This is a genomic window from Nostoc sp. (genome assembly GCF_036918245.1).
Taxonomy (GTDB): Bacteria; Cyanobacteriota; Cyanobacteriia; order Cyanobacteriales; family Nostocaceae; genus Nostoc.
Map to the genome: position 1 here is coordinate 44,608 of NZ_JBALEF010000039.1, position 11,282 is coordinate 55,889.

13 protein-coding genes and 1 pseudogene are annotated in these 11,282 nt (G+C 41.5%); 1 reads left to right on the forward strand and 13 read right to left on the reverse strand.

Annotated features, from left to right (window positions below; all coding sequences use genetic code 11):
• Window positions 1-3 precede the first annotated feature (3 nt).
• Entirely contained in the window at window positions 4-633 is a 630-nt protein-coding gene (locus V7L12_RS09160) for a Uma2 family endonuclease (protein ID WP_335084032.1), read from the forward strand.
• Between the two features lie 280 nt (window positions 634-913).
• Here V7L12_RS09160 and V7L12_RS09165 read toward each other — a convergent pair whose 3' ends face one another.
• The 13 genes and pseudogenes from V7L12_RS09165 to V7L12_RS09225 form a co-directional block, all read right to left on the reverse strand.
• Window positions 914-1,816 carry a glycine betaine ABC transporter substrate-binding protein gene (locus V7L12_RS09165; RefSeq protein ID WP_335084033.1) on the reverse strand — a complete coding sequence of 301 codons (903 nt, stop codon included), beginning with the start codon at window positions 1,814-1,816 and terminating at the stop codon, window positions 914-916.
• On the reverse strand, window positions 1,816-2,448 hold the full coding sequence (locus tag V7L12_RS09170) for an ABC transporter permease (protein ID WP_335084035.1): 633 nt from the start codon (window positions 2,446-2,448) through the stop codon (window positions 1,816-1,818). Before V7L12_RS09170 ends, V7L12_RS09165 begins: the two co-directional genes overlap by 1 nt.
• Window positions 2,445-3,203, reverse strand: a complete 759-nt coding sequence (locus V7L12_RS09175; RefSeq protein ID WP_335084037.1) for an ATP-binding cassette domain-containing protein — start codon at window positions 3,201-3,203, stop codon at window positions 2,445-2,447. Before V7L12_RS09175 ends, V7L12_RS09170 begins: the two co-directional genes overlap by 4 nt.
• 231 nt (window positions 3,204-3,434) lie before the next feature.
• Window positions 3,435-4,373 carry an ABC transporter permease gene (locus V7L12_RS09180; RefSeq protein ID WP_335084039.1) on the reverse strand — a complete coding sequence of 313 codons (939 nt, stop codon included), beginning with the start codon at window positions 4,371-4,373 and terminating at the stop codon, window positions 3,435-3,437.
• 81 nt (window positions 4,374-4,454) lie between these two features.
• Window positions 4,455-5,477 carry an ABC transporter permease gene (locus V7L12_RS09185; RefSeq protein ID WP_335084041.1) on the reverse strand — a complete coding sequence of 341 codons (1,023 nt, stop codon included), beginning with the start codon at window positions 5,475-5,477 and terminating at the stop codon, window positions 4,455-4,457.
• A gap of 117 nt (window positions 5,478-5,594) precedes the next feature.
• A complete protein-coding gene (locus V7L12_RS09190; RefSeq protein ID WP_335084043.1) occupies window positions 5,595-5,777 on the reverse strand; it encodes a hypothetical protein in 183 nt (60 codons plus the stop codon).
• A 58-nt stretch (window positions 5,778-5,835) separates the two neighbouring features.
• A complete protein-coding gene (locus V7L12_RS09195; RefSeq protein ID WP_335084045.1) occupies window positions 5,836-7,308 on the reverse strand; it encodes an ABC transporter ATP-binding protein in 1,473 nt (490 codons plus the stop codon).
• 168 nt (window positions 7,309-7,476) lie between these two features.
• Window positions 7,477-8,535, reverse strand: coding sequence for a BMP family protein (locus tag V7L12_RS09200; RefSeq protein ID WP_335084046.1), 1,059 nt, complete (start codon window positions 8,533-8,535; stop codon window positions 7,477-7,479).
• A gap of 131 nt (window positions 8,536-8,666) precedes the next feature.
• On the reverse strand, window positions 8,667-9,062 hold the full coding sequence (locus V7L12_RS09205) for a hypothetical protein (RefSeq protein ID WP_335084047.1): 396 nt from the start codon (window positions 9,060-9,062) through the stop codon (window positions 8,667-8,669).
• Window positions 9,063-9,147: 85 nt separating this feature from the next.
• A complete protein-coding gene (locus V7L12_RS09210; protein ID WP_335084048.1) occupies window positions 9,148-9,453 on the reverse strand; it encodes a hypothetical protein in 306 nt (101 codons plus the stop codon).
• 118 nt (window positions 9,454-9,571) lie between these two features.
• The gene (locus V7L12_RS09215; RefSeq protein ID WP_335084049.1) at window positions 9,572-9,958 is read right to left on the reverse strand and encodes a type II toxin-antitoxin system VapC family toxin; all 387 of its coding nucleotides are present in this window, start codon (window positions 9,956-9,958) and stop codon (window positions 9,572-9,574) included.
• Window positions 9,959-9,960: 2 nt separating this feature from the next.
• Window positions 9,961-10,209: a type II toxin-antitoxin system Phd/YefM family antitoxin gene (locus tag V7L12_RS09220; protein WP_104905005.1), complete on the reverse strand. Its 249-nt coding sequence runs from the start codon at window positions 10,207-10,209 to the stop codon at window positions 9,961-9,963.
• 355 nt (window positions 10,210-10,564) lie between these two features.
• Window positions 10,565-11,282 (reverse strand): annotated as a pseudogene (locus tag V7L12_RS09225) (hypothetical protein); the annotation flags it as partial.

Genomic DNA, 11,282 nt, shown 5'->3' on the forward strand with positions numbered 1-11,282 from the left:
ATTATGGATACCGTAATTACACCAGAAAGAATTGAGTTACCACCTGGCGCGGTGTTGAAGCTTTTGGGAGATTGGAAAGACTATCAAGTATTGAGTCAGCAACTAGGCGATCGCTCCTCACCTCGGATTAAATATCGCAGAGGAGAAATTTTGCTGATGGCACCGCTCCCAGAGCATGGAAGAGATGCGAGTTTACTGGCAGATATTGCTAAGGTTTTGCTGGATTGTTTAAACCGTGCATACGAATCATTTACGCCCATTACCATGAGCTTGTCAGAAATTAGCGGTATTGAACCAGACTTTTGCTTTTACATTGAAAATTGCAGAGCAGTAGTAGGCAAAAAAAGAATTGATTGGGAGTCAGATCCACCACCAGATTTAGCTATTGAAATAGATGTGACAAGCTACACTGACATTAATGATTACTTGCCTTATAGAGTGCCAGAAGTTTGGATATTAAAGAGTAATCGGTTATTAATTTATCGATTGCAGGGAGAAAATTATGTGCTTACAGAAAGCAGCTACTTTCCTAACGTCAGAGAAATTGTGCAGCAATGTCTTCAAATGGCCAATGAGCAAACAACAAGCGAAGTCATTAGGTGGTTAAAGAACTTTTTGCGCGAACAGCAGTAGTACAATGTTTAAGCGACTTTTGAGGATTTGTAGTAAACACTTTAGTGCTTAGAGGATAAGGACTAAAGTCCTTACTAGGAACTTACTTATACCAATTCTGTATGAAGATGCACATAACAAGACCCCTGTAGTTCCCCCTTGCTAAGGCTACCGTGTATACACAAGTCGAATTACCCCCCTTATAAAGAGGGGAAAGAGGAAATCTAGTTCCCTCCCCTTTATAAGGGGAGGGTTAGGGTGGGGTAAAGCCTATCCTTAATTACGAATTACGAATTACGAATTATTTTAATCCTTTCGATTTGCGAAACTCCTGGACAACATCTTTAACATCACGTAATTCCCCTTCAACTAAATAGTTTAACTGTCGCATTTCATCTGCCGAAATCTTTCCAGCGAGGGAAGCGATCGCTGTTCTTAATTCGGGATATTTTTTTAATATTTCTTGTCGGACAATTGGTACAGTTTCGTAAGGTGGAAAATAATGTTTATCATCCTTGAGTACAACTAAACCTAAGCGAGAAATCTGTCCGTCAGTGGAATTACCCGCTACCATATCCACTTGTTTTTGAATCAAAGCGCGATATATTAAACCCAAGTCCATGATTTGCGGAGATTTGACAAAACGTAAATCGTAAGTTTTCGCTAATCCGGGAAAACCATCTTCCCGTTCTAAAAACTCATAGCCGAAACCGCCACGCCACTGCGGTGTATATTGAGTAGCTTGAGAGAGAGTTTGAATATTGTAGCGTCTGGCATCTTCACCCCGGACAATCATTGCAAAAGTATTTTCAAAACCCAAGCTTGGCATTACTTCCAAATTGAATTGCTGGGAGTATGCTTGTTTTAACTTCTCATAAACTTCTTTAGGATCGTTAACTGCTTTTTGCTTTAAAATTGCAGTAAAAGATGTGCCTGTGTACTCAATATATGCGTCGATTTTACCAGCAGTAATAGCACTATGACAAACAAAAGAACCACCTAGACGGGGGCGACGAGCTACTTTTAAATTAGTTGTCGCTTCAATTTGCTGTGCTAATAGTTCACCTAAAATATCTTGTTCCGTAAAATCTTTGGAAGCAACAATAATATTACCACCGTTATTACTATTTAAATTCGGCGTACAGCCAGTGATTACCAATAACAAGGCAAAACTTAACAAACAAAGCGTGAAAAATCTTTTCATTAATTTTTAATTTTTAATTTATTTTCCATCCAGCCAATTGCAAAGTCAGCCAGTAATGCAATTACCGCCGCCGGAACTGCACCAGCTAAAATTAACTGATCGTTCACTACTGATATACCGCGAAAAATAAATACTCCCAAACCACCAGCCCCAATTGCTGCGGCAATAGTTGCAATACCTATGGCAATTACTGTTGCTACTCGCACTCCTGCCAAAATTACTCCCATTGCTAAGGGAATCTCAACTTGTAATAATAATTGTCTATCTGTCATCCCCATGCCTCTCCCAGCTTCTCGAATTGCTGGATCGACGCTAGTAATACCTGTGTAAGTGTTACGAATTATCGGCAGCAAGGAATATACAGTTAGGGCAACAATTGCTGGTACTGCACCAATTCCGCCAATTATGGGAACAGGAATCAGTAAGCCAAACAGTGCCAAACTAGGAATAGTTTGGAAAATATTCGCTATGCCGAGAATTGGTTGGCGGAGATAAGTTTTACGTGTAATTAAAATACCTAATGGAATGCCTACAAGTATGGCAATTCCGATAGCGATGCCTACTAAAAATAGATGTTCGAGAGTATGCTGAAGAATTTCTGGGGCATACTTAACCAGGAAGAAATTTTTCATAAAGTATCTTGCAGGGAACGCAGACATTGCAGAAAGGCGAGGCTTTCTGGGTGTTGCGATCGCATAAATTCATCTCTCGTCCCCAATACTACCAATTCTCCGCCAGACATTAAACCAATTCTCGATGCCAAAACTAAAGCTTCTTGAATATCGTGGGTGACGAAAACAACTGTTTTGCCTAACTCTTGCTGCAAATGCCGAAACTCTTGTTGCAATTCTAGCCGCGTAATTGGATCGAGTGCGCCAAAGGGTTCATCCATCAACAACACTGGCGGATCTGCTGCTAAAGCCCTGGCTACACCGACTCTTTGCCTTTGTCCTCCTGAAAGTTCGTGCGGATAACGTGTGGCGAATTGTGCTGGTTCTAAGCCTACCAATTGCAATAATTCATAAACCCGCATTTTAATTTGTTTCGGTTGCCAACCTTCTAAAGATGGGACTAAACCGACATTGCGTTCGACAGTAAAATGGGGAAATAAACCAATTTCTTGAATGACGTAACCAATTTTTCGCCGCAGTTTAATTTCATCCCATTCAGTTGTGGGAATGCTATCAAATAAAACTTCGCCTTGTGTAGGTGTAAATAGGCGATTAATTAACTTCATTGTCGTGGTTTTGCCGCTACCACTGCGCCCAAGTAATACTAGTGCTTCTCCTTGGCAGATGGTGAAATTGAGATTTGACACCAATGGGCGATGGTTGCGGCTAAAAGTGACATCGCGGAATTCGACGGCGGTTTGGTTATTTTGCGGCATGAGTAGCTTTTGGGGGATGCTAGCTATTGTATTATCTGCTGATTTTGCTAGCGTGCTACAAGTTGAATTACCCCCCTTAATCCCCCCTTGGAAAGGGGGGAAAAAGAAATCTAGTTCCCTCCCCTTTACAAGGGGAGGGTTAGGGTGGGGTAAAACGAAGCGTTTAAGCTTAAATTGATACGTATGTACAGCTATCCCTATTCTGCTATTGCGAACACCACTCACGTTAAATTAGTCTGAGTGGCGATTTTCTCCTAAGTAGGGAGTACCTAAAGCTTTCGGGGGTGTAGATTTCCCCAACTTGCCCACTAATGCTAATAAAGCGATCGCATAAGGTAGCATGACTAAAAATTGGTAAGGGATATTTGCCCCTAATGCCTGAATTCGCAGTTGTAAAGCTTCTGTAGCCCCAAACAGCAAACAAGCTAAAGCACTACTTACAGGGTGCCATCTGCCAAAAATTAATGCTGCGATCGCAATAAATCCTTTACCAGCACTCATCCCTTCGGCAAAAAATCTTACCTGTACCAATGTTAAATAAGCACCTCCTAAACTCGCAAGACAGCCACTAATCACCACAGTGATATAACGGACAAATGGTACGGAAATTCCAGCCGTGTCAGCAGCTTTCGGAGATTCTCCCACTGCCCGCAATGTCAATCCAAAACTAGTTTTAAATAAAATATATGTAGTTAAAATAACTAAGATAAATAATAAATATACTAAAAAATCTGACTGAAATAGTAGCGGCCCGATCAGGGGAATATTGGCTAAACCAGGAATAATAATTGCCCCGATTCCAGGTAACTGCTGTGTACTACTGCCACTAAATACTAATCGAGACAAAAACGATGTTAATCCAGCTGCGACAAGATTAATTGCTAGCCCAGATACCAATTGATCGACACGCAAAGTTACACACAAAACAGCATGGAGTAGTCCGACTAATCCCCCTGCAATCATGGATGCAAGGATACCAAGCCAGGGATTACCAGTGTAGAAAGTAGCCACAGCGCTAGTAAAAGCACCTGTAAGCAACATTCCTTCTAAGGCAATATTTAACACCCCCGATCGTTCCGAGTACAATCCTCCAAGGGCTGCAAATGCTAAGGGGACGGCTAGACGTAAGGTAGCTATTAAGTAATCACAGAAGAAGTTGAGATTATTCATAGAGTTATTTTTTAACGCAGAGGTTCGCAAAGGAAAGCGCAAAGTTTCGCAGAGTTTTCTGGGTTAAATTTTGGCGCTTCTTTAGGTTTTGACTCTTATCTCTCTTTCGACTGCGAAACTGATAGCAATAAACAACACCATAAACCCCTGAATCGCGTAAACTACAGTTACCGGCACACCTGCACTACGCTGCATCACATTCGCACCACTGCGAAGCGCTGCAAAAAACAAAGAAGTCAATACTACACCGATAACACTACCACGACTTAAAAAAGCGATCGCAATGGCATCAAATCCGTAACCTGGTGAAACTTGTTCAAATAGCCGATATTTCAACCCCATCACCTCACAACTTCCAGCTAACCCAGCTAAACCACCCGCAGCAGCCATTACCAGCATAATGGTACGTTCAACAGATATGTGGGCATAACGGGCGGCAATCGGGTTAAATCCCACTGCCGTAATTTGATAACCTAGAGGCGATCGCACTAACAATACCCATAAAATACCTGCGGCAATTAAACTGAATAAAATACCAGCATGAGCGAGGCTTTGTGGTAATATAATCGGCAAGTGGGATGTTTTGGCAATCAATGGCGAATAAGGACTAGGCGCACCTGTTGCCATTAATGGATTTTGTACGAGGTAGCTAACTAAATTCACGGCGATATAGTTGAGCAACAATGTAGTAATTACCTCATTTACTCCGCGTATTGCTTTGAGATAACCAGGAATCCAACCCCAAACTGCACCAAAGAAAAATCCTGCTAAAAGTGCTAAGGAAATATGAATCACCGCAGGTAATCCTTGCACGTATAACCCAATTAAAGTACTTCCCAACGCACCCAGATAAATTTGTCCTTCCCCACCGATATTAAATTGCCCAGCCCGCAACGCTACTAACACGCCTAAGCTAGTGAACAATAGCGGTGTCATTTTGGTGAGGGTGTTACCAAATCCAAAGTAGGTAGAGAGAGATTCTTGAAATAAAATGCTGTATGCAGTGATGGGATTTGCCCCAGCAATTAGCATGAGGATAGCACCGACGATGAGAGCGGAGGCGATCGCAATGAGCGGTGATAGGATTGGTAACAGGAATTTCATGCGATTAGTTGCGATCGTTAGGTTTGGAGATATGATTTCAGATGCAATTAATTAACTCCTCAAAGCTGAATCAAATTGAACAATTTATAAACATCATTTTTAGTTTTAAATTTTGTTCTAACTGTTCTGCTGATTCTGAATCGCTGTAATTTCATCAGGCGTTAAAGTTACAACCTTTCCTTCTCGCATAATACTAATCGATTGACCAAGCTGACGATGTCGTTCTATTGCTGCTGCAATTGCTGCTTTGACTCCAGCATCAATTTTACAATGTAACTTTTTCATCTCTTTTTCAGTCATTAGACCTCTTGCATAAGTCGAATAGACCCCCATTTATCCCCCCTTATAAAGGGGCATTTTACTCTCTGGGTGTTCCCCCAGCCATCAACAAACCAATATCTTCCACCTTCGCCGTGGCTGCATCTAAAATAGCCACAAACTCACCTCTGTAGATTACGGCAATGCGATCGCTCATTGCCATCACTTCTTCTAACTCAGTAGAAATATACAAAATTCCGGCACTGCGATCGCGTTCTGTTAATATTCGAGACTGGACGGCTACTGTCGCCCCTACATCTAACCCTCTTGTGGGTTGCATGGCGATAATTAAAGCTGGTGCTTGTGCTAATTCTCGCGCTAACACCACTTTTTGTTGATTTCCTCCCGAAAGCTGACTTACCTTGATATCAATCCCATTCGCCCGAATGTCAAACTCTTGTATTGCAGCTTGGGCACGATTAGCGATCGCTTCTTGTTGTAACAAAAAACGGCGACAAAATGGCAGATATTTAAAAACCTTTAAAATCAAGTTTTGGGCGATGCTAAATTGCAACACCAATCCCATTGTCTGCCTATCTTCTGGGATGTAGCCCACTGAGGAATGCTTGGGCGTAAACTCAATTTTACCCTGCTTAATAGTCCGTAAAAGAGCGATGGCATCAGCTAATTCTCGTTGTCCATTGCCATCGACACCAGCAATTCCTAAAATTTCTCCCGCCCGCAGTTCAAAAGATACGTTATTTACAGCAAGAATATTTCTTTGATCAGCAACTTGTAAATTTTGCACCGACAGAATGATTTCTCCTGGTAATGTAGGAGTTTTATTTAACTGTAAAGTTACTTCCCGCCCTACCATCAATGTTGCTAACTGCTGAGGTGTCGCCGCTGAAGTTGATGTTGTTGCTACTACCTTTCCCTGACGCAAAACTGTTACTGAATCACAGAGATTCATTACCTCTTCTAATTTATGACTGATAAAAATGATTGTGTTGCCTGCGGCTGCCAATTGGCGCAAGATAGCAATTAATGATTCTACTTCTGGCGGTGTCAAAACTGCTGTAGGTTCATCAAGAATCAACAACTTTGCTCGACGGTAGAGAACTTTGAGAATTTCTACCCGTTGTTGTGCCCCAACAGATAAATTTTCAACTTTGGCAGTGGGGTCAATTTCTAATCCATAAGCTTGGGATAAAGCAGCAATTTCTTGCTGTTTATATTTTAGATTGAGCCGCAAAGTTTTCTCCGTCCCTAAGATTATATTTTCTGTAACAGTCAATTTTGGTACAAGCATGAAGTGTTGGTGAATCATGCCAATGCCTAATTTAATTGCCTCATTTGATGAGGTAATTGTTATTGGTTGCTCTTGAAGATAAATCTTACCAGCATCAGGTTGATAGAGTCCACTAATAATATTCATTAAAGTACTCTTCCCTGCACCATTTTCGCCTAGTATTCCATGAATAGTTCCAGATGCAACAGAGAGATTGATATTGTCGTTAGCAATAAAAGACCCAAAGCGTTTGGTAATATTGTTTAAGCGCAAATAGTTCATATTCACTAAACTGATAGCTCGTAGTGAAGATTCGCGTCAGTTTTACCCCACCCTAACCCTCCCCTTAGAAAGGGGAGGGAACAAGATTTCTTATTTCCCCCCTTTATAAGGGGGGATTAAGGGGGGTAATTTGACTACGAAAGTTTTTAAGATATTTGTATGTTAAACCTATGTTATTGCTTTCTTCACGCAGCGCGTATCCTTACCAGCCTCTTTACAGTCTTCAAAAACGATTTTTTTACTAACAATTGCTTGGTTTGCATTCAATACCTTTTGCTTAACTGCTTCCGGTATGATTGCCCCAAATTTACCTAAAAATAATATCTCTGTTCTTTCTAGCCCAATTGTATATATTTGTCCTTTGATTTCTTTTTGTTTGGCTAATTCTGCTATGTAAGCTATGGCTAAATCTAAGCGTTTGACAGCGCTGGTTAAGACAGCTTTTGGTGCAACATCTAATTGATCCTTAGTGTTGCCAAAAGCATATACTCCTTTTTCACTTGCTGTTTGTAAGACTGTGGCTGAGGCATTATCTAACCATTGATAGATGACATCAGCCCCAGAAGAAATTAATGCTAGAGTCGCTTCCTTGGCTTTGGCAACATCATTCCAATCACCTGTAAAAGTAGAAGTAATTTGGATATTTGGTTTAACAGACTTTGCTCCTAATTCAAATCCCCGCAGTTCTCCTTCGGTTGCAGGAAACTTCTCTCCAGCAATATAAGCTAATTTATTAGATTTAGTGATATAAGCAGCGATAATGCCACACAAATAACTAGCTTGTAGGTGATCTATTCGTAAAGAAGCAATATTCTCAGCCTTGAGATTACCATTTACTCCCACAAAAAATGTATTGGGAAACTGTGAGGCAACTTGTTCTATTGCAGCATCAAATTGTCCGCCATGCGCGAAGATGAGATTGTAGCCTTTACGAGCAAAATCTGTTAATACTTCTGTTTGATCTGCTTGTGCTACTTTTTCTACATAGGCGGTTTCTGCACCTAGCTTTTGTTTTGCTAGATTGATGCCTTCATAACCAGATTGATTCCAGCCTTTATCGGTAATTATTCCAGGGAGAGCGATCGCTATTTTAAATCCTTGAGTACCACCCGTTGTTGTCGCTGTTGGTGTCGTCGGCTTCTGACTGCAAGCTTGCAGCAGTAAACTAGTACCAAACCCTGCTGAACCAAGCAAGATAAATTCACGCCGACTAAAGTTTGTTGTCATACCTCGCCTTCAGATAGATAACTATTTGAGTTATTTCAACACTCTAAAGTCGTAGGTGGTATTTTGGAAACAATTTCTCCCGGATTTCTCAAAGACGCGATAAATCGCCGTCTTTTACCTTATCTTGCATTTTATGCAGTTTTAGCATTTTCATCAGATGCTTGTTCTGCAACATTTTTCAAGCGACTCGACCTGATTTTGCGGATGCGATCGCTATAGCGAACACCACCCGCCATCTCATATTCGCGGCTGTCTTTGCCGTACTTGATACCAACCACCATCAGCATTTTCTCAGAAAGCTGACTCAAGTTTTTTTCCATCTCTTCAATTTCAGTTTTAGAAGAGTCAACTACAGACAGAGCAGTATTATAAACATCAATTTTATTACGTAACTGCTCGATTGACTCAACTAATTTTTCTAGACTATAATCTTCATCGAATTTGATGCTTGGAACAATTGATTTGAGTCCGGCGGATCTTAACTGAGCTTTTTCTAAAATGCGAGATGTGCGTTTTTTACGAGACATAAAATTACTCCTTTAAGATGCTGCTAGAGCTAGCTTGCCTCAATTAAACTCCGTTCCGGTTCAGTAAAATTCGCAATTTTTTTTACTAAAATTTTTGATTGATAACAGTAATTTTTCGTAAATTAATTACTAGGTTTTGGTATTTATAAGCTCCTATAAGTCCTGTAGCTACTCCCATAAGTCCTGTAGCTACTCCCATAAGTCCTGTAGCTGCTCCCATAAGTTCTGTAGCTGCTCCCATAAGTCCTGTAGCTGCTCCCGTAAGTCCTGTAGCTGCTCCCGTAAGTCCTGTAGCTGCTCCCATAAGTCCTGTAACTGCTCCCATAAGTCCTGTAGCTGCTCCCGTAAGTCCTGTAGCTGCTCCCGTAAGTTGGGGAGTGCGTAGATGCAAAGCGGCTTGTTGATGGATATTGGTGCGTAGGCAAAACTTTTGTAAGCGATGCCTACGGCGGTAAACTACGCAGTTTATGAGAGATAGTTAGTAGCGTGTTGTCGAAGGGCGATCGCGATCACCATATCGTTTGAACAAGATATTGTGTAATTTTCTGATCAATTGTCACAATTGGCAAATTCTCTACTTGGCTTTGGGCAATCAAAATCCGATCAAATGGATCTCGGTGGATACTTGGTAAACTAGCAACTTGCAAAACATGGCTCATTTGAATAGGTAAACTTTCAAAGCGATTGATCGCCAGACGACTTGGAATATACTCTTCTACAGGTTCAGGTAAATTCAGTTTCCCTAATTTATTTTTGATGACAATTTCCCATGCACTTACCACGCTCAAAAATAGGATGTTATCTGAATCAGCAATTACATTACGAGCATTAGCAGATAACTGAGGGTCATTTGTTACCCACCAAATGAATGCATGGGTATCCAGTAAAGCTCTCATTACTAAACGAGGTTAGAACTTTCAAAATCACTCAAGATTTCTTCTGGTAAAGGCTCGTTGAAATCTGGTGCAATAAACACTTTACCTTTATCTAAACCTGGAATGCGAGGAGAACTGATATTCGTAAAGGCGACTAGACGTGCAACTGGAATCCCCTGTTCAGCAATCACGACTTCTTCACCAAGCAATACCTGACTCAGAAGTTCACTAAATTTGGCAGTTGCTTGGGCAACGTTGACAGTAATAGTCATCTGCCTTGGTAATTAATTCCTAATATTCTTTACGATAACACCGAATGCATGGGCGATCGCTCATCGACAGTCTAGACAATTTCTGGTGATGATTTTATGACTAATTGCGATCGCCAACTCATGGACACCAGAGAGAGTTTGTAAATTCGATACCTGGCATTCAGCGCTGTTGTTAGAGAATTGGGTTGAGTAGCTGTAAAAGGCGATCACACTTCGTTTAAAACTGTAGATCCTGCATCCCTTTATACCAATTGACCAAAATCACGCTACAGATGCAAATTAAATCTAACTCTCTTAAATTACGAATTACAAATTACGAATTACGTTAGCGTAGCGGGGCGAAGCCCATTACAAATTATTTCCACCATCGCGCCACATCTACAATTGCAAGGGCAAGTTCTGCCGTTGCTGCTTCCCCACCTAATGCAAAGATAACTGGAAACAATGCTTCAATATTTTGTAGCAAATCACGGCGAGTGCGAAGGGATAGCTCATGAAGTGTATCTTGCCAAAGGGGGAAAAGTTCCGTAGATGGCATTTGTGGCAGTTTGTCAGCTAAGATACTCAAGGCATTGACACGATAACGCTCAGATTGAATCGCCCTGGCAGCAGCAAGGGCTTCTGGCAATATATCTGGCAGTTTGTCAGCTAAGGTACTCAAGGCATTGACACGAGAATACTCAGACTGAATCGCCCTGGCAGCAGCAAGGGCTTCTGGCAATATATCTGGCAGTTTGTCAGCTAAGGCACTCAAGGCATTGGCACGATAACGCTCATCCTGAATCGCCCTGGCAGCAGCAAGGGCTTCTGGCAATATATCTGGCAGTTTGTCAGCTAAGGCACTTAAGGCATTGGCACGAGAATCCTCATCCTGAATCGCCCTGGCAGCAGCAAGGGCTTCTGGCAACAACTCTGGTGGCAGTTTGTCAGCTAAGGCACTCAAGGTATTGGCACGATAATACTCAGACTGAATCGCCCTGGCAGCAGCAAGGGCTTCTGGCAATATATCTGGCAGTTTGTCAGCTAAGGCACTCAAGGCATTGGCACGAGAATCCTCATCCTGAATCGCCCTG